We start from the raw sequence: 23,860 nt of genomic DNA on the forward strand, positions 1-23,860 counted from the left end.
TGATGGCTCGCCTTCCAAACACTTGGCCGCTGGCGTCGGTTAGCTAGACTAACACCAGCGTATTCAATGAATAACTAGCCAAAAACCTTTATCAATTCTTTAATTGTTCTGGCAGACTCCATTTCCTCCATAATCTTTTCAATTCCGACGCCGGAATCCAAATTACTTCTGTACTTTTTAGCCAAATCACAAAGTTCAGATTTTAACTCCTTGCAATCCAGATTAGAGATAAGAACAGCATTGAAATTAGCCTTAAACAGTCGAGAACCATACATCACAATTTCTACAGGCCAGTACCAGAATGGACTTAGCGGCTTGTAGCTCGCAACCTCGTCTATTTTGTAGTGACGACCTTCCGAATCATAAATGTCCATCAGCTCAAAATAACCGTTCCTCAAAGACTGAATAGTACATTTCCCGAACTCGGATTCTGATGCCACTACGAAGAGCGACCTTTTCTTGCTGCTCACAAGCAGCGCTGGAAATTCAATTTGCACAACCGCATCCCTCATCATTTATTGAATCAGCTAAACCACCACTAACAGGAGAGGCTTGAGCTACTTTTGCCCATTCAGGCGTCCCGTGCCACCAACGACCAAATGCGCTATATGGGGTAGGTCCATTGCCGTGAATGTTTTGGTGAATATCTCTTGGAATGGACTTCAAGTTCCAAGGATGGTTTTTTATTGAGTCAGGAACATATTTGCCAAACTTGCCATTTCTCTGAATAGCCCAATGGTGAAGCTCATTACCTCGTGGAACCCCTTGAACTTTCCTTACTCTGGGTGAGACATTGCTCCATTTTTGGCTTAATTTGAACCACGATTTACCGGAGCTGGCATGTCTGAAAACTCCTGACGCCCAGCCGCCACCTATAGCCCCAATCGCTCCGGCGATTCCAACTTTTGACCAACTAACACATTTCCAACTCCCATTATTTTCGATTAGTTGGCTAAGTAGCTCCAACCCAGCTCCAATACCTGCACCAACAAACGCAAATTCACCCGTCGGGTCGGTATTGGACATAGGGTTTCCATGCACATACCCGTAGGTGTTTACTCCATCGATCAGGCCAAGAGGGTCGCTGGTAATGTACCGCCCGGTCGCTGGGTCGTAGTAACGCCGCCAGTTGTAGTGGAACCCGGTCTCCGCGTCGTAATACTGTCCTGGGAATCGCAGGTTGAAGGTTGGCCCCTGGATGATGATGCTGGCCTTACCGAACGGGCTGTAGCTCGCCTTCCAAACGACTTGGCCGCTGACGTCGGTCAGTGCCTTCGGGGTGCCCAGGTGATCGACGTGGACTTGGTAGGTCTGTCCTGACTGAACAAAGCCCAAGGGTGTCCCATCGAGCCAGATGTACTCCGCCAGCACGTCTCCAGTGGCCGCGTCCAGCTCCTCGATGAGGTTTCCTGCCAGGTCGTAAACCAGCAGCCGGGTATGCCCGTTTAGGGTCTTGGTTACACGCTGATCCAGATGGTTGTATGTGTAGCTTACAGTCACTCCCGCGACCGTTGCGGCCACCAGCCGGTTCTGGCTGTCATAGGTGAAGGTATCCGCCCCCTGCTTCGTCAGGTTGCCATTGGCGTCATAGCTTCTGGAGGTTTGCCCGGCCTTCACCAACCAGTTGTTCATGTAGTTGATGGTGTAGCTTTGGCTCAGGCCATCGGTCGTGATCGAGGTCCTGTTGCCGGTGGCGTCATAGCCATAGCCCAAAACGCCATAGATCCCCTCAGCAGAGGTGATGCGGCCAACCGCGTCATAACCGAGTGACTGATTGACTGATGAGCTGAGATTGTCGTCTATGGCTGAAATCAACGAGTCTGGCGTGTACCGATAGACCAGCGAATGCACCCTAGCAGCGTCGATGCCGGTGACACGGTAATCGAGATCCAGAGTGCGGCTTTCTGAAATGCCGTTCCCTCTGACCATACTGGTGACGGGGCCAAAGGGCGCTCGCTCAATCTGGCTTGCCAGGTTTGTTGTGGTGCCTGCTTGTGTCGTTGTCACCTCGATGACGTCACCGGCTGAGTCACGGGTGTAGGAGACCTCACGGCCACTGGGATACGTGATCTTCGTGACGAGGCCTGCACCATCGTATTGGTACTGGGTAGTCAGGCTCTGCCCGTGGGTTTCCCAGGTTTCGTAAGCCAGCCATCCTTCGGGGGTGTAGCCAAATCTCCGGACACCGTTGCCATCATCGACTGAGGTCAAGCGGCCTATGCCGTATGGTGAGGTTGCTTCGTCGTACCCGTACAGAATTGGCGATTCGCCAGCGACATCGCTGGAGGTTTCGATGATCCGGTTCAGCGCGTCATAGCTGTAGCTTGTGGTTTGCCCCTTGGCCGTTTTGCGCGTTGCCACGTTACCGGCTTCGTCATAGGTAATGTCGGTGGTGCCGGTGTCCGGGCTCCGGACCTGGGTCACTTCGCCAAAGCCGTTGTAGCTGTAGTAGGTCAGGCGCGAACGAGGGTCGGAGACACGGTAAACATCGCCGGTATCCTTGTAGAGCACCTGCGTGACCTTCCCGAGGGGATCGGTCGTTTGTGTCCGGTGATGGAAGCCGTCGTACTTGTAGGAGTGTGTGTTACCAGAGGGACTGGTCTCCTGTATCAGGTTTGCCACCACATCGTAGGAAAACGATGACTGATTGCTATAGGCGTCGGAGACACTGGAGAGCCAGCCGATTTCGTTGAAGATCCGGCGCTCTATCCAACGGGTCTGGCCCAGCGCATCGAGCAGTCGCTCTTCTACTGGGTTCCCGAGGTCATTGAGCTCAAGCTCGCGCCGGTTGCCCTGTGCATCTGTTTCCGCCACCAGCCGATGTGCAGCGTCGTACTCATAGCTGACGGTTGCACCATTTGGCTTGGTCAGCGAACTCAGGAGGCCCACAGCATCATAGTTGTAGACCGTGGTTCCTTCTGGCCCAGTGGAGCTGACAAGTCTTCCTCTGGCGTCATAGGTGAGGGTTTGGGTTACACCATTGACACCCTGAATGGTCCCGGCGCGACCGTTCGCGTCGTAGTCACCAAACTGCGTCACCTGCCCCAGCGCGTTCGTTGTCCGGATCAGGTTGCCCTGGTCATCGTAGTCAAATGTCGTAACATCGCTGACGTCGGTGCGCGGACCATCAACCGAGGCCAACAGGCTCGGCTTTCCTGTACCAACAGGGGCATAGGTGTAGGTCCATGTCCGGGAAGCGCCCGAGCTGCGATCAGTGACCTTGCGGCTTATCACCCGGAGATGAGTGTCGTAGGTGAGCTCAGTGATCCTGGTTGGTTCTGTGATTTTTGCCGGGAGCGACTTGGAAGGAAGCCAGTCGGTCGTAACCTTACCCCCGTCCTGGTCTATCTGGGTGGTTTCCAATCCCCGGTCGTTATGGGTGAACGTGCGCTTCTGCCCAGCGCGGTCAGTAATGCTGGAGACGAGGCCTTTGCTGTCGTAGACGTAGGTTTCCTTGCCGCCCACAAAGCCGGTACACGGCGCACCCTCAACCACATCAGGCTTGAGCATCCCATTGTGGCGACTGTAGGTGTATCGCTGAACGTGGCCGAGGGCATTGGTGACAGAGACGCTTCCGTCAGCGTTGTAGCTTACCTGAGTTTTCTCTGCGCCCCCGGCGTGTTCGCTTAGAACCGCTCTCCCCTGAGTATCATATCCCCATGTGGCGAAACGGTTGCCGTTCTCGTCCACCAGCCCAGAGAGCAAACCCGGTGCATTCGGGTCATCGTAGAGATAGCTGCGGCTCGTATTGTCCTGGTAGATCACTTCCGCCAGCTTGCCAGCGCTGTTGTACTGGTACTGAATACTGCCACCAGCAGGATCGGTGACACTGACCATGCGGCCATCTTGATACTGGAACTGGATGGTGCGGCCAAAGCCGTCAGTGATCGAGGATAGCTCTCCGTTCAGATAGCTCAGGGTGATGTGATTGCCGTTGGGCTTCTCGATGCCGGTCAGTCGTCCGGTTTCATCATAGGCCTCGACTACCCCGTCAGATTGAGTGTAGCGCCAGCCGGTAGCATCCTTCGTCAAGGTATCATCGGTTTTCCATGTTGGCACCCAGACAGAGGACGAGTTGTAGAACGCGAGTTGTTGCCCTTCTGGCCGGTGCAGGACAACCATGTTCTCACCGTACTTCGAGGCGTTGACCTCGACGCTCCGCGAGTAGGTATGCCGCCAGCCGCCGAGCTCTTCATCAGGAAGGTGGCTATTGTAGTATCTGGTGAATGTGAAAGGGTCGGAGCCTCCGCTTTGATAATCCAGTTCAGCCTGGAACTTGTTGCCGGTGCCAAGATGGATAGGGTTCCCTACACACATGGTCGTTGTTGGTAAGCCGAGATCCCTGTCCAGGAACGGTGTTTTATCCATCTCACCCGGCAGAACATAGGTTGAGCGCCAGTAGACCGTAGCTGGGTCGCCAGTGCAGGTAGTGGGGTCATAATCGCCAGTAGCACCTAGATACTTAAAACAGATCCTGGAGACATAACGGCCATCACCATAACTGGCAACCGGATAAAGCGCATCCCCAACTGGCGTTCCCTTCCCTTGCTCCTCACCAGAGCGATAATTCTTCATGAAGGAATGCGCGTCTATGATGGTGTTGAAGCGCATTTTGTCTACTTCGGTGCTCACGGCTACAACCCGCCATTGTGCAAAAGCAACGCATGGCAAAGTTGCGAGCACCACAACGGCCAATGACCGCAGGTTTCGCATCAGTAAAAGGGAAGGTCTCGATCTCATTTACAGCTCCAGTTTTTATGCTGGAGCTATTTTCAGGTGGGAGAGTCGTTATCAACGACTGCGTTATTGCCCTTTTAGGGTATGAATACGTGATTTGGAGAGGTTGTGTATTCAGAACAAATGAGAAGCAGGTTACTCATTTCGCTCAAACACTGTGACAAGAACACGTTTTTGGTTGTCGTCGTTGATCACCATCAGGTACTTGAACTTGGAATCTCTATGGCCCCAGACTTCCACGTTATCTACGCGGCCATACTTTCTGGCTTTATGGCGAGCCACTTTCTCGTCAAAGGGCTGAACCTGTAACTCTGGATGCTGGAGGCGGCCAACAAGTGAGGCCCACGGTTTTTTAGGGTCTCCAGAGGTTATCCGGGCCTGATACTGATCGATGGCATGTTGAGTAACCAGGACGGGGCCAATGGCAGGTGTAGATATTTCGTCATGGGTCTGGGTATAGGCTTGCTTGTCCACATCGAGGAGCTCAATGTTGCCCTCTCCCGGCTCATCCATAAACTCCATGCTCTGCGAGACTTCAATAGTAGCGCCCTTTAAACGCCCAGTGAGGCAAGCCGCAAACTTGAAAGCAAAAGCCTTGGTGGATTTGCCCAGCGCCAGCTTCTTGATTGCACCTTTGGATACCACCAGCTTGTAACCAGCACCAGCACCTGGCTCTCTGCAAAAAACCTGTTTGTCCAGCGCCAGATAGCGAATGGCTACGAGCTCAGCCAAAAGATCCGCTTCTTCGTGGTCAAAATCAATATGGACATCAAGGATGCCTTTCCGTTTTGTACCAACGCGCCAGAATACAAGGGCTGAATTATTTGAAGTTTTCTTCGAGACGGTAGTCAATGTCATCATGGTCTATTTCTCCATTGTCGGGATAATGGTCGGCATCGCCGCCAGCCCCCCTATTCGTTTGGGTTCATTTAGATGCTATCACGGGTTTTAAAAATGCAACCCCTAGTGTCACTCTATTTATGGTCCCATGTATTTTTATAAGCTCGGGCTAGGCGTTTCTCGATCACTTCTGACAAACTGCAACCATCGACTTCTGACAACCGCTTCAAAATCCTGTGGGCTTTATCGCTTATAGTTATGCTTTTACCAACACCATATCCCCTTCTGCGACGTTGCCTAATTGATGTCCCGAGTTTATTGATTTGCTCTGCTGTCAGGTATTTATTAATCCATTCAGTGAGTTCTGATGGTGATCGCCCTATGCTGTTCAGGCTGTCCACGGCTTCAAGTTTCTTATCGAATGGGACGTCACGCCAGAAAGCTGGGCGCGAAGCAGCTCTGAGGAGATAGATCGCCGTAGCCTGAGCATCTTCATTGGATACTTTCAAAAAATCACCTTTTCCGTTACATGTCACACTTACCTTATCGTGACATGTAACACCTCAAACTGCAAGTATAAAAAAAGGCCAGCTATTGCTGGCCTTTACGTTCATTGTCGCAGTTACTCTTTAGGCGTTGTGATGCTTTTTTTCCTTCTGTTTCTCATGGTAGAGATACAGACTGCCGCCAGTGACGACAGTGAAAAAAATGAGCAACCCCAACATGCCTAATGTGAAAGCGTCCATTTGACCCCCTTAGGAATTGCTGACCTTGGTTAAGATTATACCATAGATCCACAGGATAACCCCAATGACCAACACCAAACCGGCTTCTTTGACGGTTATAGTGTCCCCAGATACAGCCAATCCTACAAGGGGTCGTCTCAGAAAACGGAATCTATGGTCACTCCCGTTTTTGCAACACCGATTTTGACGACAAGTTGGCTTGCTTGAATCTATCCGGCGTCTGAATGGGATTTTATTCCCGCGCCTTGATGAGTTCCGCGCCTGATGAACCTCCAGAAAATATACGGCTTCAATGAGCCTTTCCGTTTTACAGGTTCCTCAACAGGCCGGTGGGCCGTTAGTATCATCAATATCAGTATTCGCAAAACCAGATCAGTAATTCTTTAAACCGGTGTATTTCTGCCGTTATGCTACATAAGTTTGCTGTCGTGCCGTTAGGGCCCAGGCTATTCTGGCCAGCTTGTTTGCCAGAGCACAAGTGACGACAAAGTTGCTTTTCCGGCACAGTAAATCCCTGACCCAATCGGCCAATTTGCCAGACTGGTGTTCCAGTTTTTGTATGAATACCCTGGCACATTGAACCAACAAAGTTCGGATCTTTTTATTACCTCGCTTACTAATTCCCAGCAATGTCGTCCTACCTCCCGTGCTGTACTGCCGAGGTACAAGCCCTGTTGCCGCCGCAAAGTCACGGCTGCTGGCGTACTGCTTCCCGTCGCCAATCTCAGTTGAAATAGTACTCGCTGTCAGTGTTCCGACGCAGGGAATGCTCAGCAAGCGCTGTCCAACCTCATCTTCGTCCAACTTTCGTTTCAACTGGGATTCCAAATCTTTAATCTGCTCAACAAGATAGTGATAATGCTGTTGTAATTTCAGCAATAACTGGCTGAGGTAAAGAGGCAAACTATTATCCTCAAGAATGGTACTCAGTCGGCTAATAACGGCAGCTCCTCGGGGAACGCTAATGCCAAATTCCAGCAGAAAAGCATGCATTTGATTGGTTGTTTTTACCTTATCCTGAACCAGGGATTCACGGACACGATGCAGAGCCCGCATTGCCTGCTGAGATTCCGTTCTGGGCTGCACAAAACGCATAGACGGACGCGATGCAGCTTCACAAATAGCTTCGGCGTCGACAAAGTCGTTTTTATTGCTTTTAACGAACGGGCGGACAAATTGTGGTGATATCAGCTTTGGGGAATGCCCCAACTCTTCCAACTTGCGTGCCATAAAGTGAGAACCGCCACAGGCTTCCATTGCGATGGTTGTAGCGGGGCATGTCGCCAAAAATTCGATCAACTTTGGCCGGGTAAATTTTTTACGGTAAACAGCCTTCCCGCGACGATCCTGGCAATGAATATGGAAAGAGTTTTTACCCAGATCGATACCAATGAGCGCAATGTTTTCCATGATAGTTCTCCGAATGAAAGCCTGTCCTCAGCATAGTACCGGGAAGGAGGGAGTGACCATCTCATTAAATAAAGCACGCTAAGGCGTAACTACCCTCGGCTACACCGCGTCGGCACCACGCGGCTCTTTCTCCCCTTGCAGCGAAGCAATCAGCGGGCAAGAAACGTTCCCTTGCCGCGCATGGCAGGCGAACACAAGTTCGGATAGCACGGTTTCCATGCGCGCCAGGTCGGTCATTTTTTCGCGCACGTCCTGAAGCTTGTGCTCGGCCAGGCTGCTGGCTTCCTCGCAGTGGGTGCCGTCATCCAGCCTCAGCAGCTCTGCGATCTCGTCGAGGCTGAATCCGAGCCGCTGGGCTGATTTCACGAAGCGCACCCGCGTCACATCCGCCTCGCCATAGCGGCGGATGCTGCCATAGGGCTTGTCCGGCTCCGGCAACAAGCCCTTGCGCTGATAGAACCGGATTGTTTCCACGTTGACCCCGGCCGCCTTGGCGAAAACGCCAATAGTCAGATTCTCCAAATTTTTTTCCATATCGCTTGACTCCGTACATTGGTACGGAAGTAAGCTTAAGCTATCCAATCCAGATTTGAAAGGACAAGCGTATGTCTGAACCTCAAAACGGGCGCGGGGCGCTCTTCACTGGCGGGCTAGCCGCCATCCTCGCCTCGGCTTGCTGCCTGGGGCCGCTGGTTCTGATCGCCCTGGGGTTCAGCGGCGCTTGGATCGGCAACTTGACGGTGTTGGAACCTTATCGCCCGATCTTCATCGGCGCGGCGTTGGTGGCGCTGTTTTTCGCCTGGCGGCGCATCTACCGACCGGCGCAAGCCTGCAAACCAGGGGATGTGTGTGCGATTCCCCAAGTGCGCGCTACTTACAAGCTCATTTTCTGGGTCGTGGCCGCGCTGGTTCTGGTCGCGCTCGGATTTCCCTACGTCATGCCATTTTTCTATTAATCACAGGAGTTCATCATGAAAAAACTGTTTGCCTCTCTCGCCATCGCTGCCGTTGTTGCCCCCGTGTGGGCCGCCACCCAGACCGTCACGCTGTCCGTACCGGGCATGACCTGCTCCGCTTGTCCGATCACCGTTAAGAAGGCGATTTCCAAGGTCGAAGGCGTCAGCAAAGTTAACGTGACCTTCGAGACACGCGAAGCGGTTGTCACCTTCGATGATGCCAAGACCAGCGTGCAGAAGCTGACCAAGGCCACCGAAGACGCGGGCTATCCGTCCAGCGTCAAGAAGTGAGGCACTGAAAACGGCAGCGCAGCACATCTGACGCCCTTGTCTGCTACCACAAACGAAAAAGGATCTGTCGCATGACCCATCTAAAAATCACCGGCATGACCTGCGACTCGTGCGCGGCGCACGTCAAGGAAGCGCTGGAAAAAGTACCCGGCGTCCAATCTGCCATAGTGTCCTATGCCAAGGGCGCGGCCCAGCTCGCCCTTGATCCAGGCACAGCGCCGGACGCACTGACCGCCGCCGTGGCTGGCCTGGGCTACAAAGCGATGCTCGCCGATGCCCCGCCGACCGACAACCGCACTGGGCTGTTCGACAAGGTGCGCGGCTGGATGGGTGCCGCCGACAAGGGCAGCGGCGGCGAGCGCCCGTTGCAAGTCGCCGTGATCGGCAGCGGTGGAGCCGCGATGGCGGCAGCACTGAAGGCCGTCGAGCAAGGCGCGCAGGTCACGCTGATTGAGCGCGGCACCATCGGCGGCACCTGCGTCAACGTCGGTTGTGTGCCGTCCAAGATCATGATCCGCGCCGCCCACATCGCCCATCTGCGCCGGGAAAGCCCATTCGACGGCGGCATGCCACCCACACCGCCGACGATCTTGCGCGAGCGGCTGCTGGCCCAGCAGCAGGCCCGTGTCGAAGAACTCCGTCATGCCAAGTACGAAGGCATCCTGGACGGCAATTCAGCCATCACCGTTCTGCACGGTGAAGCGCGTTTCAAGGACGACCAGAGCCTTATCGTTAGTTTGAACGAGGGTGGTGAGCGCGTCGTGATGTTCGACCGCTGCCTGGTCGCCACGGGTGCCAGTCCGGCCATGCCGCCGATTCCGGGCCTGAAAGAGTCACCCTACTGGACTTCGACCGAGGCCTTGGTCAGCGACACCATTCCCGAACGCCTAGCCGTGATCGGCTCGTCGGTGGTCGCGCTGGAACTGGCGCAAGCCTTCGCCCGGCTGGGCAGCCAGGTCACGATCCTAGCTCGCAACACGCTGTTCTTCCGCGACGACCCGTCCATCGGCGAGGCCGTCACAGCGGCCTTCCGTGCCGAAGGGATCAAGGTACTGGAACACACGCAAGCCAGCCAGGTCGCGCATGTGAACGGCGAATTCGTGCTGACCACGGGACACGGTGAAGTACGTGCCGACAAGCTGCTGGTCGCTACCGGACGGACACCGAACACGCGCAGCCTGGCACTCGACGCGGCGGGAGTCACCGTCAATGCGCAGGGTGCCATCGTCATCGACAAGGGCATGCGCACCAGCACGCCACACATTTACGCGGCCGGCGACTGCACGGACCAGCCACAATTCGTCTATGTGGCGGCAGCGGCCGGCACCCGTGCCGCGATCAACATGACCGGAGGGGATGCTGCCATCAATCTAACCGCGATGCCGGCCGTGGTGTTCACCGATCCGCAAGTAGCAACCGTGGGCTACAGCGAAGCGGAAGCGCATCACGACGGGATCGAAACCGACAGTCGCACGCTCACGCTCGACAACGTGCCGCGTGCGCTTGCCAACTTCGACACACGCGGCTTTATCAAGCTGGTCATCGAGGAAGGTAGCGGACGGCTCATCGGCGTGCAGGTCGTCGCCCCGGAAGCCGGCGAATTGATCCAGACGGCTGTTCTCGCCATTCGCAACCGCATGACGGTGCAGGAACTGGCCGACCAGTTGTTCCCCTACCTGACGATGGTCGAGGGGCTGAAGCTCGCGGCGCAGACCTTCACCAAGGATGTCAAACAATTGTCCTGCTGCGCAGGATGAAAGGAGATGGAACCATGAAGCTCGCCCCATATATTTTAGAACGTCTCACTTCGGTCAATCGTACCAATGGTACTGCGGATCTCTTGGTCCCGCTACTGCGGGAACTCGCCAAGGGGCGTCCGGTTTCACGAACGACACTTGCCGGGATTCTCGACTGGCCCGCTGAGCGAGTGGCCGCCGTACTCGAACAGGCCACCAGTACCGAATATGACAAAGATGGGAACATCATCGGCTACGGCCTCACCTTGCGCGAGACTTCGTATGTCTTTGAAATTGACGACCGCCGTCTGTATGCCTGGTGCGCGCTGGACACCTTGATATTTCCGGCGCTGATCGGCCGTACAGCTCGCGTCTCATCGCATTGCGCTGCAACCGGAGCACCCGTTTCACTCACGGTTTCACCCAGCGAGATACAGGCTGTCGAACCTGCCGGCATGGCGGTGTCCTTGGTATTGCCGCAGGAAGCAGCCGACGTTCGTCAGTCCTTCTGTTGCCATGTACATTTCTTTGCATCTGTCCCGACGGCGGAAGACTGGGCCTCCAAGCATCAAGGATTGGAAGGATTGGCGATCGTCAGTGTCCACGAGGCTTTCGGCTTGGGCCAGGAGTTTAATCGACATCTGTTGCAGACCATGTCATCTAGGACACCGTGATCGGATATCGACCCAATGTTCTACGGCACCGGCATCGGATTCGCAGCGCGCGGATTGAACTCGGCGAAACGGTATATGCATTGCCGTGAACCGACCAAAAGGAGGTGTTCGATGAACGCCTACACGGTGTCCCGGCTGGCCCTTGATGCCGGGGTGAGCGTGCATATCGTGCGCGACTACCTGCTGCGCGGATTGCTGCGGCCAGTCGCCTGCACCACGGGTGGCTACGGCCTGTTCGATGACGCCGCCTTGCAGCGACTGTGCTTCGTGCGGGCCGCCTTCGAGGCGGGCATCGGCCTCGGCGCATTGGCGCGGCTGTGCCGGGCGCTGGATGCGGCGAACTGCGATGAAACTGCCGCGCAGCTTGCTGTGCTGCGTCAGTTCGTCGAACGCCGGCGCGAAGCGTTGGCCAATCTGGAAGTGCAGTTGGCCGCCATGCCGACCGCGCCGGCACAGCATGCGGAGAGTTTGCCATGAACAGCCCCGAGCGCATGCCGGCCGAGACACACAAGCCGTTCACCGGCTACCTGTGGGGTGCGCTGGCGGTGCTCACCTGTCCCTGTCATTTGCCGATTCTCGCCATTGTGCTGGCCGGCACGACGGCCGGCGCGTTCATCGGCGAGCACTGGGGTATTGCAGCCCTCACGCTGACCGGCTTGTTTGTCCTGTCTGTGACGCGGCTGCTGCGGGCCTTCAGAGGTCGATCATGAGCGCTTCCCAGCCAATTGAATGGACAGTGGCGCAACTGGCGCAGGCGGTCGAGCGCGGGCAGCTTGAGCTGCACTACCAGCCGATTGTCGATTTGCGCAGTGAGCAGATTGTCGGCGCGGAAGCCCTGTTGCGCTGGCGTCATCCGACGCTCGGACTGTTGCCGCCGGGCCAGTTCCTGCCCGTGATCGAATCGTCCGGCCTGATGCCGGAAATCGGCGCATGGGTGCTGGGCGCAGCCTGCCGTCAAATGCGCGACTGGCGGGTGCTGGCATGGCAACCGTTCCGGCTGGCCGTCAATGTTTCGGCGAGCCAAGTGGGGCCAGATTTCGACAAGTGGGTAAAGGGCGTGCTGGCCGATGCCGGGTTGCCCGCCGCGTATCTTGAAATTGAGCTGACCGAATCGGTTGCGTTCGGTGATCCGGCGATCTTCCCCGCCCTGGAAGCTTTGCGACAGATCGGTGTGCGCTTCGCCGCCGACGACTTCGGCACCGGCTATTCCTGCCTGCAACACCTGAAATGCTGCCCCATCAGCACGCTCAAGATCGACCAATCGTTTGTCGCCGGACTCGCCAACGACCACCGCGACCAGACCATCGTGCGCACCGTGATTCAGCTTGCGCATGGGCTTGGCATGGAAGTAGTGGCCGAAGGCGTGGAAACATCGGCGAGTCTTGATTTGTTGCGACAAGCGGACTGCGACACAGGACAAGGCTTCCTGTTCGCCAAGCCGATGCCGGCGGCGGCATTCGCCGTCTTCGTCAGTCAATGGAGGGGTGCCACCATGAATGCAAATGATCCGACTGCCACCAGTTGCTGCGTGTGCTGCAAGGAAATCCCGCTCGATGCCGCCTTCACCCCGGAAGGCGCGGAATACGTCGAGCACTTCTGCGGGCTGGAGTGCTATCAGCGCTTCCAGGCGCGCGCCAAGACCGGGAGCGAAACCGATGCCGATCCGAACGCCTGCGACTCATCACTGTCAGACTGAGGCATAGCTCAACCTGACATAGAAGCAAAAACTCAACCACCTTCTACCAACTCTCCGAACAGCTCCTTGACCTTTGTTTTCGCATCAGCAAGTGCAGTTCTGCCTTGTTCAGTGATGTCATAAACACGCCGTTCACGTCGCCCGGTGCGTTCGTGGCGTGAGGTCAGATAGCCTTTTTTTTCCAGGCCGTGCAGCATCGGGTACACGGTGCCAGCGCTCATCTCGTAGCCGTGTCGGCGTAGCTCTTCGATGATCCCCAGCCCAAAGACAGGTTCCTCGGCTGCATGGTGAAGGATGTGCAGGCGGATCAAACCGCCGTAGAGGTCTTTGTCAGTCATTTTTTGTGCCTCACAGAGCGACGCTCAACAGCCACCCAGCTGCACCGCTACCGAGGACAACCAGCCACGGCGGGAGCTTCCAGAACATAAGTGCGACAAGGGCAACTAATGCCAAGCCGAAGTCTTGCGGCTGAAAGATGGCGCTAGTCCATACAGGCTGATACAGCGCGGCCAGCAGCAAGCCGACTACAGCGGCATTGATCCCGGCCAGCGCAGCTTGGATGCCTGTATTGCGGCGCAAACGCTCCCAAAATGGCATTGATCCGACGACCAGCAAGAACGAGGGCGCGAAGATAGCCAGCAGACACACAATGCCGCCGATCCAGCCCGACGGGGCGGTGTTCATCGAGGCACCAAGAAACGCGGCGAACGTGAACAAAGGGCCGGGCACCGCTTGAGCTGCCCCGTACCCCGCGAGAAAGGATTCATTGTTGACCCAGCCGGAGGGCACCACTTCGGCTTGCAGTAATGGCAGCACAACGTGACCACCGCCGAACACCAGTGATCCGACACGATAGAAGGAATCCACCATTGCCATGGTTTGACTTGGCATCAGTTCGGCCAACACCGGCAGGCCAATCAGCAAGACAAAGAACAGCGAGAGCCAAAGCACGCCGGCCCGGTGACTGACCGTGATAGGTAGGGGGTCATGCTCAACAACTTTCGCTGGCTTGAACAATAACCGGCCTGCGATGCCTGCGATAGCAATCACGCCAACCTGTCCCCACGCGGACGGCACAAGTAAAACGACGCAGGTAGCAATTGCCATGATGGTGACTCGCAGCCCATCCGTGCATAGGTTACGCGCCATGCCCCATACTGCTTGAGCGACCACGGCCACAGCCACCACTTTTAAGCCATGCAACGCGCCCTGCGAGACGTAATCGCCATAGCTGGAGATGCCGAGCGCAAAAAGGATCAAGGCTATGGCAGACGGCAGCGTGAAGCCAGCCCAAGCAGCCAGCGCCCCGCTGTATCCAGCCCGAGACAGTCCTACCGCTATGCCGACCTGGCTGCTTGCAGGCCCTGGCAAGAACTGACAAAGCGCGACCAAGTCAGCATAGCTCCGTTCGGAGAGCCAGCGCCGCCGTGTGACAAATTCGGCGCGGAAGTAGCCCAAGTGCGCAATGGGGCCGCCAAAAGATGTCAATCCAAGCCGCAGAAAAATAAGAAAGACCGACCATGGTCTGCTGTCATCGGTAGGGTTATTCGTCATACTTTCGCCTTCATGATCTGCAACGAGTTGATCAATAATAAGCGAAATTCGATAACGAAATTCGATATAAATCTAGAAAAAAATACCTCTATGTGTACTACGCAGTTTTAGCTGTGGCTTTCACAGGAGCACGCTTACTTACGGCTTAGCGTGCTTTATTTAATGAGATGGTCACTCCCTCCTTCCCAGTACTATGCTGAGGACAGGCTTTCATTCGGAGAACCATCATGGAAAACATTGCGCTTATTGGTATCGATCTGGGTAAGAACTCTTTCCATATTCATTGTCAGGATCATCGTGGGAAGGCCGTTTACCGTAAAAAATTCACCCGACCAAAGCTAATCGAATTTCTGGCGACATGCCCGGCAACAACCATCGCGATGGAAGCCTGTGGCGGTTCTCACTTTATGGCACGCAAGCTGGAAGAGTTAGGGCATTTTCCAAAGCTGATATCACCGCAATTTGTCCGCCCATTCGTTAAAAGCAACAAAAATGACTTCGTTGATGCTGAAGCTATCTGTGAAGCAGCATCACGTCCATCTATGCGTTTCGTGCAGCCCAGAACCGAATCTCAGCAGGCAATGCGAGCTCTGCATCGTGTCCGTGAATCCCTGGTTCAGGATAAGGTGAAAACAACTAATCAGATGCATGCTTTTCTGCTGGAATTTGGTATCAGCGTTCCGCGAGGTGCTGCCGTTATTAGTCGACTGAGTACCCTTCTTGAGGACAGTAGTTTGCCTCTTTATCTCAGCCAGTTACTGCTGAAATTACAACAGCATTATCACTATCTTGTTGAGCAGATTAAAGATCTGGAATCTCAGTTGAAACGAAAGTTGGACGAAGATGAGGTTGGACAGCGCTTGCTGAGTATTCCCTGCGTTGGAACGCTGACTGCCAGTACTATTTCAACTGAGATTGGCGACGGGAAGCAGTACGCCAGCAGCCGTGACTTTGCGGCGGCAACAGGGCTGGTACCCCGACAGTACAGCACGGGAGGTCGGACGACATTGTTAGGGATTAGCAAGCGGGGCAACAAAAAGATCCGAACTTTGTTGGTTCAGTGTGCCAGGGTATTCATACAAAAACTGGAACACCAGTCTGGCAAGTTGGCCGACTGGGTCAGGGAGTTGTTGTGTCGGAAAAGCAACTTTGTCGTCACCTGTGCTCTGGCAAACAAGCTGGCCAGAATAGCCTGGGCACTGACGGCGCGACAGCAAACTTACGAAGCATAAAGGCAGAAATACACCAGTTTAAACAATCATTCATCTGGTTTTGCGAATACTGATATTGATGATACTAACGGCCCACCGGCCTGTTGAGGAACCTGTAAAACGGAAAGGCTCATTGAAGCCGTATATTTTCTGGAGGTTCATCAGGCGCGGAACTCATCGAGGCGCGGGAATAAAATCCCATTCAGACGCCGGATAGATTCAAGCAAGCCAACTTGTCGTCAAAATCGGTGTTGCAAAAACGGGAGTGACCATAGATTCCGTTTTCTGAGGCGATCCCTAGGAGCTCGGATCTCAGGACGAAGGTCTCCGCGAATGTCCGGTCGATCCGCGCGACGTCCCAGGCGGGCGTTCCCTTGGCGGACATCCACGCCGCAGCGTCGTGCATCAGCCGCACAACCTCGTCGATATCACCCGAGCAGGCGACCCGAACGTTCGGAGGCTCCTCGCTGTCCATTCGCTCCCCTGGCGCGGTATGAACCGCCGCCTCATAGTGCAGTTTGATCCTGACGAGCCCAGCATGTCTGCGCCCACCTTCGCGGAACCTGACCAGGGTCCGCTAGCGGGCGGCCGGAAGGTGAATGCTAGGCATGATCTAACCCTCGGTCTCTGGCGTCGCGACTGCGAAATTTCGCGAGGGTTTCCGAGAAGGTGATTGCGCTTCGCAGATCTCCAGGCGCGTGGGTGCGGACGTAGTCAGCGCCATTGCCGATCGCGTGAAGTTCCGCCGCAAGGCTCGCTGGACCCAGATCCTTTACAGGAAGGCCAACGGTGGCGCCCAAGAAGGATTTCCGCGACACCGAGACCAATAGCGGAAGCCCCAACGCCGACTTCAGCTTTTGAAGGTTCGACAGCACGTGCAGCGATGTTTCCGGTGCGGGGCTCAAGAAAAATCCCATCCCCGGATCGAGGATGAGCCGGTCGGCAGCGACCCCGCTCCGTCGCAAGGCGGAAACCCGCGCCTCGAAGAACCGCACAATCTCGTCGAGCGCGTCTTCGGGTCGAAGGTGACCGGTGCGGGTGGCGATGCCATCCCGCTGCGCTGAGTGCATAACCACCAGCCTGCAGTCCGCCTCAGCAATATCGGGATAGAGCGCAGGGTCAGGAAATCCTTGGATATCGTTCAGGTAGCCCACGCCGCGCTTGAGCGCATAGCGCTGGGTTTCCGGTTGGAAGCTGTCGATTGAAACACGGTGCATCTGATCGGACAGGGCGTCTAAGAGCGGCGCAATACGTCTGATCTCATCGGCCGGCGATACAGGCCTCGCGTCCGGATGGCTGGCGGCCGGTCCGACATCCACGACGTCTGATCCGACTCGCAGCATTTCGATCGCCGCGGTGACAGCGCCGGCGGGGTCTAGCCGCCGGCTCTCATCGAAGAAGGAGTCCTCGGTGAGATTCAGAATGCCGAACACCGTCACCATGGCGTCGGCCTCCGCAGCGACTTCCACGATGGGGATCGGGCGAGCAAAAAGGCAGCAATTATGAGCCCCATACCTACAAAGCCCCACGCATCAAGCTTTTGCCCATGAAGCAACCAGGCAATGGCTGTAATTATGACGACGCCGAGTCCCGACCAGACTGCATAAGCAACACCGACAGGGATGGATTTCAGAACCAGAGAAAGAAAATAAAATGCGATGCCATAGTGCCAAGCCTATGAGTAAGATGCCTGGTGCTCCCAGTAGTTGGGTGATTGCCAAAGAGCGCTTGACCTGAGCCAGCTCGGCGTGCAGTTGAGTCTTCATAATGCCTCCTTTGAAGGGAAGGTATAACGTCGGCTGCGGCAGCAGAGAAACGGCATTCCGGCGGTAATACTCTGCTATAGCAGAATCTGCCTTGTTGCAGCGCGGAACTCAAGTGATATTTGCCTCTTGTGTTTGCATTCGAGCTAATCCGGCAGCACTATTACTCCCAAGGGTTCCAGCAGTTGCTCCTGTTGCCAGGCACAGATCTTGACTCCTTCGAGGTTGACCCGTCTGGGGTCGAGCCCATCCAGATCGGCAAAGGTTAGGTCACAGCCCCGCAGATTGACCTGTTGCCAACAGTCGCGGGAGAAGGTGCCGCGGCTGAGATCTGAGCCCATCAAGGAAGCGCCGCTGAGATTGGCATTGCTCCAGTTGTTTTCAAACAGCTCGCATTTTTCCAGGCATTGGCCACTCAAGTTGGTATAGGCCAGGTTGCAACCTGAGATATAAGCCGAGCAGAAGTACATCTTATGGCTGACTTGATTGTAGAAGCGGGCCCGGGAAAAGTTGGCGCCCTTGAGATCGCACTCCCTGAACTCTATGCCAAAGCAGTTGGCACCGCTGAAGTTGGCCAAAGACAGACGGCAGGCCTTGAAACTGGCATCGCGCAGATCGGCATAGCTGAAGTGACACCCTTCAACGGCGCCGCTTTCAATGAAACTGCAATCCTCGAAACTGGCATCCTGCAGCTGACAGTGGCTGAAGTCACACTGATAAAAGCGGCAGCGGCGAAAACGGCTGTCACTCAAATCCTGGCGTGAGAAATCCTCTTGCTGAAAAACTTTATCAATAATATCCATACGGCTTCCTTTAATCAGGGAGGGTGCTAACTCTTTCGGCGAGCTTTGCCTAGGCAGGCAAACATGGGGTTGGTTCGCGCCTTCCCAACAACCTTTGCGGGTATAGGAAGTATAAACCACCTTTTTGCTCCTCATCCGAAGTATCTTACCTGAAATTCCCTCACTCGTTTACCGCTCAAGCCCCAATTTTAACTGCCGGTCCAGCCTAAACCGCTCTAATAAGGTTCGATTTGGCGGTAAAATCTCTAGCCTGATAGCTCGAGAGATACAAACTGCCCCACCGCCCCGTTTAAAAGTTGGCAGTGTTGAGCAGTGTTGGATTTGGGGTCGTCAGTCAAAGAGACGACTCTGTGATGGATCGAACAGGCTGGGAGTCAGTGGCGGCGCTCGTTCTGGTGGCAGCTCACGCTGCTTGGCGGCATTCGCCTTGGCTGTTTTCTGTTTCAGATGCTTGAGAATCTGCTCAATGACCTTCGGATCTTCGATGCTGGCAATCACTTTGACGTGACCGCCGCAGTGTTCGCAGACTTCAATATCAATATTGAAGACTCGCTTGAGGCGTTGCATCCAGGTCATGGCGCGGTGGCGCTCTGCAGGACTCTTGTCACGCCAGTTAGTATCGAGACCTTCCGATTTGTCGGGCTTCTTGCCCCGCTTGGCGGGTGTTACTTGAACTCGGTGTTTGCTGTTCGGTGCAAAGACGCCGTGGAAGCGTGTGAGGTTGACTCGCGGCTTAGGTACCAACGCAGCGAGTTTGGCGATGAAGTCCAGCGGCTCGAAGATCACATGGGTGGTGCCATTGCGGTACGGAGTTTTGAGCTCGTAACGCACCTGCCCATTGGCGGTTAATGCCAGACGTTTTTCTGAAACCGCTGGCCGACTAATGTAGCGACACAAGCGCTCAAGCTTATCCCGCTGATGCGCTTCGGCCATCACACCGGCGTGTAGCGAGAAACCAGCATGGTTGGCTACTCGACTGCTTGAGTCGGCTTTATCCTCACGCCCTGGCAAGGTTTGCAGGGTGAAGACTTTGCGCCCTTGCTGGGGGCCGACGGCAATGCGATACGTAACCGAAGCACCATGTAATTGAGTCAGCGTATCGTCTTCGCCCTCTTCCAGTGTCAACCACGTATTCTCGGCATCACGCTCCAAAATCCCACGCTTTTCCATGCAGCGAGCGATGCGATGGCTGAGGGTGTGAGCGAGCGTATTCAGCTCATCGTAAGTGGGTGCCTTGACACGATGGAAGCGTTGCTTGCCATAGTCATCTTCGGCATAGACACCATCGAGAAACAGCATGTGGTAGTGGACATTGAGATTTAGCGCGGAGCCAAAGCGTTGGATAAGAGTCACTGAGCCAGTTTGTGCAGAGGCTTTGGTGTAACCGGCTTTTTTGATCAGATGAGTTGAGAGTGTACGATAGACGATACTCAAGACCTGGCCCATCAGCTGGGGATGGCGAGCCAGCAAAAAGCGTAGCTGGAAAGGAAAGCTGAGCACCCACTGGCGAATGGGCTCCTTGGGGAAGACTTCGTCTATCAGCAGCGCCGCACTCTCGGCCATCCGGCGGGCACCGCAGCTAGGGCAAAAGCCGCGTCGTTTACAGCTGAAGGCGACCAGACGCTCGTGATGACAATCCTCGCAGCGAACCCGCATGAAACCATACTCCAGACGGCCACATTGGAGGAGGTCGTTGAATTCTTGTTGGATGTAGCGAGGCAGGTGTTGACCTTGGGCTTCGAGTGAGGCTTTGAAGGCTGGGTAGTGCTGCTCAACCAGCTGGTAGAGCAGCGTCTGGTCGGGTTGGTGGCGTTCGTAACCGTTTGTTTGAGTGGGCGATTGACTCGCCGTGGCGTTCCTTGCCAGCGACATGGGTATCCTCCGCTGATACTGTGGTTATGTACAGTATCAGCGGCTTGCGTTCAGACGTCCAGTCTGGCCCTAGACATCGCTAAATGCTTAACCCGCAATAGCCCTCACGAGTTGTTATCAGCCACTACCGGTTGAGCGAGAAGGTTTTGGGTTCAGGGTGCTATTGCTCCACCAATCACAATACTGAAGCCCCAACTGTTATCAGTTGGGGCTTTTTCTTGTCTGTTTGCGGCGGTTGCGTTTTATCGGTAGTCGTCGAGCTCTGCACCATCCCACATAAGAGCTTAACGGTGCGATCTTCAACGCCATCACACAAAACTTTCTTTTTCACGCACAGTCAACTTATTGGATGTTTTATTAACAACCCAAAAGGAGATATTTAGCGGGCGGCCGGAAGGTGAATGCTAGGCATGATCTAACCCTCGGTCTCTGGCGTCGCGACTGCGAAATTTCGCGAGGGTTTCCGAGAAGGTGATTGCGCTTCGCAGATCTCCAGGCGCGTGGGTGCGGACGTAGTCAGCGCCATTGCCGATCGCGTGAAGTTCCGCCGCAAGGCTCGCTGGACCCAGATCCTTTACAGGAAGGCCAACGGTGGCGCCCAAGAAGGATTTCCGCGACACCGAGACCAATAGCGGAAGCCCCAACGCCGACTTCAGCTTTTGAAGGTTCGACAGCACGTGCAGCGATGTTTCCGGTGCGGGGCTCAAGAAAAATCCCATCCCCGGATCGAGGATGAGCCGGTCGGCAGCGACCCCGCTCCGTCGCAAGGCGGAAACCCGCGCCTCGAAGAACCGCACAATCTCGTCGAGCGCGTCTTCGGGTCGAAGGTGACCGGTGCGGGTGGCGATGCCATCCCGCTGCGCTGAGTGCATAACCACCAGCCTGCAGTCCGCCTCAGCAATATCGGGATAGAGCGCAGGGTCAGGAAATCCTTGGATATCGTTCAGGTAGCCCACGCCGCGCTTGAGCGCATAGCGCTGGGTTTCCGGTTGGAAGCTGTCGATTGAAACACGGTGCATCTGATCGGACAGGGCGTCTAAGAGCGGCGCAATACGTCTGATCTCATCGGCCGGCGATACAGGCCTCGCGTCCGGATGGCTGGCGGCCGGTCCGACATCCACGACGTCTGATCCGACTCGCAGCATTTCGATCGCCGCGGTGACAGCGCCGGCGGGGTCTAGCCGCCGGCTCTCATCGAAGAAGGAGTCCTCGGTGAGATTCAGAATGCCGAACACCGTCACCATGGCGTCGGCCTCCGCAGCGACTTCCACGATGGGGATCGGGCGAGCAAAAAGGCAGCAATTATGAGCCCCATACCTACAAAGCCCCACGCATCAAGCTTTTGCCCATGAAGCAACCAGGCAATGGCTGTAATTATGACGACGCCGAGTCCCGACCAGACTGCATAAGCAACACCGACAGGGATGGATTTCAGAACCAGAGCGTTAGGGAAGGTGCGAATAAGTCACCAAGTACAAAAATACGCCTTTGTAAGCATTTGAATTAAATCGACTAAAATTTTCAGTTTTGTTGTGGAGGGTACTTGTTCTCACCTTCCTTAGATTGGCTTACACCATTAGAGAAATTTGCTCAGCTTGTTGATTATCATATGGCTTTTGAAACTGTCGCACCTCATGTTTGAATTCGCCCCATATTTTTGCTACAGTGAACCAAATTAAGATCATCTATTTACTAGGCCTCGCATTTGCGGGGTTTTTAATGCTGAATAAAAGGAAAACTTGATGGAATTGCCCAATATTATGCACCCGGTCGCGAAGCTGAGCACCGCATTAGCCGCTGCATTGATGCTGAGCGGGTGCATGCCCGGTGAAATCCGCCCGACGATTGGCCAGCAAATGGAAACTGGCGACCAACGGTTTGGCGATCTGGTTTTCCGCCAGCTCGCACCGAATGTCTGGCAGCACACTTCCTATCTCGACATGCCGGGTTTCGGGGCAGTCGCTTCCAACGGTTTGATCGTCAGGGATGGCGGCCGCGTGCTGGTGGTCGATACCGCCTGGACCGATGACCAGACCGCCCAGATCCTCAACTGGATCAAGCAGGAGATCAACCTGCCGGTCGCGCTGGCGGTGGTGACTCACGCGCATCAGGACAAGATGGGCGGTATGGACGCGCTGCATGCGGCGGGGATTGCGACTTATGCCAATGCGTTGTCGAACCAGCTTGCCCCGCAAGAGGGGATGGTTGCGGCGCAACACAGCCTGACTTTCGCCGCCAATGGCTGGGTCGAACCAGCAACCGCGCCCAACTTTGGCCCGCTCAAGGTATTTTACCCCGGCCCCGGCCACACCAGTGACAATATCACCGTTGGGATCGACGGCACCGACATCGCTTTTGGTGGCTGCCTGATCAAGGACAGCAAGGCCAAGTCGCTCGGCAATCTCGGTGATGCCGACACTGAGCACTACGCCGCGTCAGCGCGCGCGTTTGGTGCGGCGTTCCCCAAGGCCAGCATGATCGTGATGAGCCATTCCGCCCCCGATAGCCGCGCCGCAATCACTCATACGGCCCGCATGGCCGACAAGCTGCGCTGAGCCATGGCTGACCACGTCACCCCCAATCTGCCATCGCGCGATTTCGATGTGACAGAGGCGTTTTATGCGAAGCTGGGCTTTGCGACGAGTTGGAAGGATCGCGGCTGGATGATCCTGCAGCGCGGCGGTTTGCAGCTCGAATTCTTCCCCTATCCTGACCTCGACCCAGCTACGAGCTCGTTCGGCTGTTGCCTGCGGTTGGATGATCTCGATGCCATGGTGGCATTGGTGAACGCGGCGGGAGCCGAGGAAAAAAGCACCGGCTGGCCGCGCTTCAAAGCTCCGCAACTGGAGGCGAGCGGCCTGAGGATCGGCTACCTGATCGATCCCGACTGCACGCTGGTGCGGCTGATCCAGAACCCCGACTGACCGCATGCCCGCGAAAATCAAGATTTGCGGGATCAGCACACCCGAGGCGCTCGATGCGACCATCGCGGCGCGGGCGGACTATGCCGGGTTGGTGTTCTATCCAGCGTCGCCCCGTGCGGTTACGTCGAATGTCGCGGGCGCTTTGACATCGCGCGCAGCTGGCCAGATCGCCATGGTCGGTTTGTTCGTCGATGCGGATGATGCTGTCATCGCCGACGCACTGGTGGCAGCCAAGCTGAACGCGCTGCAGCTGCACGGTTCGGAATCGCCCGAACGCGTGGCCCAGTTGCGCGCGCGGTTTGGCAAGCCGGTGTGGAAGGCGCTGCCCGTCGCCAGCGCCAGCGATGTCGCACGCGCCGCAGCCTATGCCGGGGCGGCGGACTTGATCTTGTTCGACGCCAAGACCCCCAAAGGCGCGCTGCCCGGCGGCATGGGGTTGGCGTTCGACTGGTCGCTGCTGGCCGGATATCGCGGTGCCTTGCCGTGGGGGCTGGCAGGCGGGCTAAATCCGACGAATGTTGCCGAGGCGATTGCGCGCACCGGAGCGCCGCTGGTCGATACCTCCAGCGGCGTCGAAAGCGCGCCGGGCGTCAAGGATACCGACAAGATTACCAATTTCGCCTTTGCGGTGCGCTTGGCCTAAATCG

Annotated in this window: 25 protein-coding genes and 3 pseudogenes; 11 read left to right on the plus strand and 17 right to left on the minus strand. The window is 55.8% G+C overall.

Annotation, left to right across the window (positions count from 1 at the left end):
* Positions 1-74 precede the first annotated feature (74 nt).
* The 8 genes and pseudogenes from O7C57_RS21775 to O7C57_RS20610 form a co-directional block, all read right to left on the minus strand.
* On the minus strand, positions 75-497 hold the full coding sequence (locus O7C57_RS21775; protein WP_001165345.1) for a hypothetical protein: 423 nt from the start codon (positions 495-497) through the stop codon (positions 75-77).
* Positions 487-4,632 carry an RHS repeat-associated core domain-containing protein gene (locus O7C57_RS20580; RefSeq protein ID WP_011872905.1) on the minus strand — a complete coding sequence of 1,382 codons (4,146 nt, stop codon included), beginning with the start codon at positions 4,630-4,632 and terminating at the stop codon, positions 487-489. The genes O7C57_RS21775 and O7C57_RS20580 overlap by 11 nt, the downstream gene beginning before the upstream one ends.
* A gap of 240 nt (positions 4,633-4,872) precedes the next feature.
* Positions 4,873-5,598: a hypothetical protein gene (locus tag O7C57_RS20585; RefSeq protein ID WP_000988731.1), complete on the minus strand. Its 726-nt coding sequence runs from the start codon at positions 5,596-5,598 to the stop codon at positions 4,873-4,875.
* Positions 5,599-5,711: 113 nt separating this feature from the next.
* Positions 5,712-6,086, minus strand: a complete 375-nt coding sequence (locus O7C57_RS20590) for a hypothetical protein (protein ID WP_000868820.1) — start codon at positions 6,084-6,086, stop codon at positions 5,712-5,714.
* A 120-nt stretch (positions 6,087-6,206) separates the two neighbouring features.
* Entirely contained in the window at positions 6,207-6,323 is a 117-nt protein-coding gene (locus O7C57_RS20595; RefSeq protein WP_000338626.1) for a hypothetical protein, read from the minus strand.
* Positions 6,324-6,332: 9 nt separating this feature from the next.
* Positions 6,333-6,452 (minus strand): annotated as a pseudogene (locus tag O7C57_RS20600) (permease); the annotation flags it as partial.
* 276 nt (positions 6,453-6,728) lie between these two features.
* The gene (locus O7C57_RS20605; RefSeq protein WP_000427623.1) at positions 6,729-7,733 is read right to left on the minus strand and encodes an IS110-like element IS4321 family transposase; all 1,005 of its coding nucleotides are present in this window, start codon (positions 7,731-7,733) and stop codon (positions 6,729-6,731) included.
* A gap of 99 nt (positions 7,734-7,832) precedes the next feature.
* Complete coding sequence (locus O7C57_RS20610) at positions 7,833-8,267, minus strand: mercury resistance transcriptional regulator MerR (protein ID WP_000414383.1); 435 nt, start codon at positions 8,265-8,267, stop codon at positions 7,833-7,835.
* 71 nt (positions 8,268-8,338) lie between these two features.
* Between O7C57_RS20610 and O7C57_RS20615 the strand changes: the two genes are divergently transcribed.
* From O7C57_RS20615 to O7C57_RS20645, 7 genes are all read left to right on the plus strand, one after another.
* Entirely contained in the window at positions 8,339-8,689 is a 351-nt protein-coding gene (locus tag O7C57_RS20615) for a mercuric transport protein MerT (protein ID WP_001294666.1), read from the plus strand.
* A 15-nt stretch (positions 8,690-8,704) separates the two neighbouring features.
* Positions 8,705-8,980 carry a mercury resistance system periplasmic binding protein MerP gene (merP, locus tag O7C57_RS20620; RefSeq protein WP_000732290.1) on the plus strand — a complete coding sequence of 92 codons (276 nt, stop codon included), beginning with the start codon at positions 8,705-8,707 and terminating at the stop codon, positions 8,978-8,980.
* 71 nt (positions 8,981-9,051) lie between these two features.
* The gene (gene merA / locus O7C57_RS20625) at positions 9,052-10,737 is read left to right on the plus strand and encodes a mercury(II) reductase (RefSeq protein ID WP_000149288.1); all 1,686 of its coding nucleotides are present in this window, start codon (positions 9,052-9,054) and stop codon (positions 10,735-10,737) included.
* 14 nt (positions 10,738-10,751) lie between these two features.
* Positions 10,752-11,390, plus strand: coding sequence for an organomercurial lyase MerB (gene merB / locus O7C57_RS20630; protein ID WP_000761850.1), 639 nt, complete (start codon positions 10,752-10,754; stop codon positions 11,388-11,390).
* Between the two features lie 111 nt (positions 11,391-11,501).
* On the plus strand, positions 11,502-11,867 hold the full coding sequence (gene merD, locus O7C57_RS20635; RefSeq protein WP_000995361.1) for a mercury resistance co-regulator MerD: 366 nt from the start codon (positions 11,502-11,504) through the stop codon (positions 11,865-11,867).
* The gene (gene merE, locus O7C57_RS20640) at positions 11,864-12,100 is read left to right on the plus strand and encodes a broad-spectrum mercury transporter MerE (protein WP_001087810.1); all 237 of its coding nucleotides are present in this window, start codon (positions 11,864-11,866) and stop codon (positions 12,098-12,100) included. Before merD ends, merE begins: the two co-directional genes overlap by 4 nt.
* Positions 12,097-13,086 carry a DUF3330 domain-containing protein gene (locus O7C57_RS20645; RefSeq protein WP_001276635.1) on the plus strand — a complete coding sequence of 330 codons (990 nt, stop codon included), beginning with the start codon at positions 12,097-12,099 and terminating at the stop codon, positions 13,084-13,086. The genes merE and O7C57_RS20645 overlap by 4 nt, the downstream gene beginning before the upstream one ends.
* A gap of 32 nt (positions 13,087-13,118) precedes the next feature.
* Here the strand turns inward: O7C57_RS20645 and O7C57_RS20650 are convergent, their stop codons facing one another.
* Together O7C57_RS20650 and chrA are read right to left on the minus strand one after the other, a co-directional pair.
* Positions 13,119-13,424, minus strand: coding sequence for a PadR family transcriptional regulator (locus tag O7C57_RS20650; protein WP_000130000.1), 306 nt, complete (start codon positions 13,422-13,424; stop codon positions 13,119-13,121).
* 10 nt (positions 13,425-13,434) lie between these two features.
* Positions 13,435-14,640: a chromate efflux transporter gene (gene chrA, locus O7C57_RS20655; RefSeq protein ID WP_000184001.1), complete on the minus strand. Its 1,206-nt coding sequence runs from the start codon at positions 14,638-14,640 to the stop codon at positions 13,435-13,437.
* A 227-nt stretch (positions 14,641-14,867) separates the two neighbouring features.
* Between chrA and O7C57_RS20660 the strand changes: the two genes are divergently transcribed.
* Complete coding sequence (locus O7C57_RS20660; RefSeq protein WP_000427619.1) at positions 14,868-15,872, plus strand: IS110-like element IS5075 family transposase; 1,005 nt, start codon at positions 14,868-14,870, stop codon at positions 15,870-15,872.
* A gap of 181 nt (positions 15,873-16,053) precedes the next feature.
* Here the strand turns inward: O7C57_RS20660 and O7C57_RS20665 are convergent, their stop codons facing one another.
* From O7C57_RS20665 to O7C57_RS20695, 7 genes and pseudogenes are all read right to left on the minus strand, one after another.
* Positions 16,054-16,326: a hypothetical protein gene (locus tag O7C57_RS20665; protein WP_004883563.1), complete on the minus strand. Its 273-nt coding sequence runs from the start codon at positions 16,324-16,326 to the stop codon at positions 16,054-16,056.
* A 127-nt stretch (positions 16,327-16,453) separates the two neighbouring features.
* Positions 16,454-17,293: a sulfonamide-resistant dihydropteroate synthase Sul1 gene (gene sul1 / locus O7C57_RS20670; RefSeq protein ID WP_000259031.1), complete on the minus strand. Its 840-nt coding sequence runs from the start codon at positions 17,291-17,293 to the stop codon at positions 16,454-16,456.
* A pseudogene (locus tag O7C57_RS20675) lies at positions 17,287-17,517 on the minus strand (DMT family transporter); the annotation flags it as partial. The pseudogene O7C57_RS20675 and the gene sul1 (O7C57_RS20670), both read right to left, overlap by 7 nt.
* Positions 17,518-17,760: 243 nt before the next feature.
* Positions 17,761-18,417 (minus strand): quinolone resistance pentapeptide repeat protein QnrA1, encoded by a 657-nt coding sequence (locus O7C57_RS20680; RefSeq protein WP_012579084.1) that lies wholly within the window; start codon positions 18,415-18,417, stop codon positions 17,761-17,763.
* Between the two features lie 330 nt (positions 18,418-18,747).
* Positions 18,748-20,289, minus strand: coding sequence for an IS91-like element ISCR1 family transposase (locus O7C57_RS20685; protein WP_000050481.1), 1,542 nt, complete (start codon positions 20,287-20,289; stop codon positions 18,748-18,750).
* Positions 20,290-20,693: 404 nt separating this feature from the next.
* On the minus strand, positions 20,694-21,533 hold the full coding sequence (sul1, locus tag O7C57_RS20690; protein ID WP_000259031.1) for a sulfonamide-resistant dihydropteroate synthase Sul1: 840 nt from the start codon (positions 21,531-21,533) through the stop codon (positions 20,694-20,696).
* Positions 21,527-21,733, minus strand: a pseudogene (locus O7C57_RS20695) (DMT family transporter); the annotation flags it as partial. The pseudogene O7C57_RS20695 and the gene sul1 (O7C57_RS20690), both read right to left, overlap by 7 nt.
* 298 nt (positions 21,734-22,031) lie before the next feature.
* Between O7C57_RS20695 and O7C57_RS20700 the strand changes: the two are divergent.
* From O7C57_RS20700 to O7C57_RS20710, 3 genes are read left to right on the plus strand one after another with little or no spacing between them, the layout of a single operon-like run.
* Complete coding sequence (locus tag O7C57_RS20700; protein ID WP_004201164.1) at positions 22,032-22,844, plus strand: subclass B1 metallo-beta-lactamase NDM-1; 813 nt, start codon at positions 22,032-22,034, stop codon at positions 22,842-22,844.
* A gap of 3 nt (positions 22,845-22,847) precedes the next feature.
* A complete protein-coding gene (gene ble, locus O7C57_RS20705; protein WP_004201167.1) occupies positions 22,848-23,213 on the plus strand; it encodes a bleomycin binding protein Ble-MBL in 366 nt (121 codons plus the stop codon).
* Positions 23,214-23,217: 4 nt separating this feature from the next.
* Positions 23,218-23,856 (plus strand): phosphoribosylanthranilate isomerase, encoded by a 639-nt coding sequence (locus tag O7C57_RS20710; protein ID WP_004201168.1) that lies wholly within the window; start codon positions 23,218-23,220, stop codon positions 23,854-23,856.
* Positions 23,857-23,860: the final 4 nt, after the last annotated feature.

This window comes from Providencia sp. 21OH12SH02B-Prov (genome assembly GCF_027362595.1).
Lineage (GTDB): Bacteria > Pseudomonadota > Gammaproteobacteria > Enterobacterales > Enterobacteriaceae > Providencia > Providencia zhejiangensis.

Coding starts and splice junctions, on each gene's coding strand:
- merA (WP_000149288.1), top strand. CDS start 9,052: ATGACCCATCTAAAAATCACCGGCATGACCTGCGACTCGTGCGCGGCG.
- O7C57_RS20685 (WP_000050481.1), bottom strand. CDS start 20,289: ATGTCGCTGGCAAGGAACGCCACGGCGAGTCAATCGCCCACTCAAACA.
- sul1 (WP_000259031.1), bottom strand. CDS start 21,533: ATGGTGACGGTGTTCGGCATTCTGAATCTCACCGAGGACTCCTTCTTC.
- O7C57_RS20710 (WP_004201168.1), top strand. CDS start 23,218: ATGCCCGCGAAAATCAAGATTTGCGGGATCAGCACACCCGAGGCGCTC.
- O7C57_RS20615 (WP_001294666.1), top strand. CDS start 8,339: ATGTCTGAACCTCAAAACGGGCGCGGGGCGCTCTTCACTGGCGGGCTA.
- merP (WP_000732290.1), top strand. CDS start 8,705: ATGAAAAAACTGTTTGCCTCTCTCGCCATCGCTGCCGTTGTTGCCCCC.
- O7C57_RS20700 (WP_004201164.1), top strand. CDS start 22,032: ATGGAATTGCCCAATATTATGCACCCGGTCGCGAAGCTGAGCACCGCA.
- O7C57_RS20645 (WP_001276635.1), top strand. CDS start 12,097: ATGAGCGCTTCCCAGCCAATTGAATGGACAGTGGCGCAACTGGCGCAG.
- O7C57_RS20605 (WP_000427623.1), bottom strand. CDS start 7,733: ATGGAAAACATTGCGCTCATTGGTATCGATCTGGGTAAAAACTCTTTC.
- ble (WP_004201167.1), top strand. CDS start 22,848: ATGGCTGACCACGTCACCCCCAATCTGCCATCGCGCGATTTCGATGTG.
- O7C57_RS20610 (WP_000414383.1), bottom strand. CDS start 8,267: ATGGAAAAAAATTTGGAGAATCTGACTATTGGCGTTTTCGCCAAGGCG.
- O7C57_RS20660 (WP_000427619.1), top strand. CDS start 14,868: ATGGAAAACATTGCGCTTATTGGTATCGATCTGGGTAAGAACTCTTTC.
- O7C57_RS20595 (WP_000338626.1), bottom strand. CDS start 6,323: ATGGACGCTTTCACATTAGGCATGTTGGGGTTGCTCATTTTTTTCACT.
- O7C57_RS20650 (WP_000130000.1), bottom strand. CDS start 13,424: ATGACTGACAAAGACCTCTACGGCGGTTTGATCCGCCTGCACATCCTT.
- merB (WP_000761850.1), top strand. CDS start 10,752: ATGAAGCTCGCCCCATATATTTTAGAACGTCTCACTTCGGTCAATCGT.
- O7C57_RS20680 (WP_012579084.1), bottom strand. CDS start 18,417: ATGGATATTATTGATAAAGTTTTTCAGCAAGAGGATTTCTCACGCCAG.
- merE (WP_001087810.1), top strand. CDS start 11,864: ATGAACAGCCCCGAGCGCATGCCGGCCGAGACACACAAGCCGTTCACC.
- merD (WP_000995361.1), top strand. CDS start 11,502: ATGAACGCCTACACGGTGTCCCGGCTGGCCCTTGATGCCGGGGTGAGC.
- sul1 (WP_000259031.1), bottom strand. CDS start 17,293: ATGGTGACGGTGTTCGGCATTCTGAATCTCACCGAGGACTCCTTCTTC.
- chrA (WP_000184001.1), bottom strand. CDS start 14,640: ATGACGAATAACCCTACCGATGACAGCAGACCATGGTCGGTCTTTCTT.
- O7C57_RS20665 (WP_004883563.1), bottom strand. CDS start 16,326: ATGGACAGCGAGGAGCCTCCGAACGTTCGGGTCGCCTGCTCGGGTGAT.
- O7C57_RS20585 (WP_000988731.1), bottom strand. CDS start 5,598: ATGATGACATTGACTACCGTCTCGAAGAAAACTTCAAATAATTCAGCC.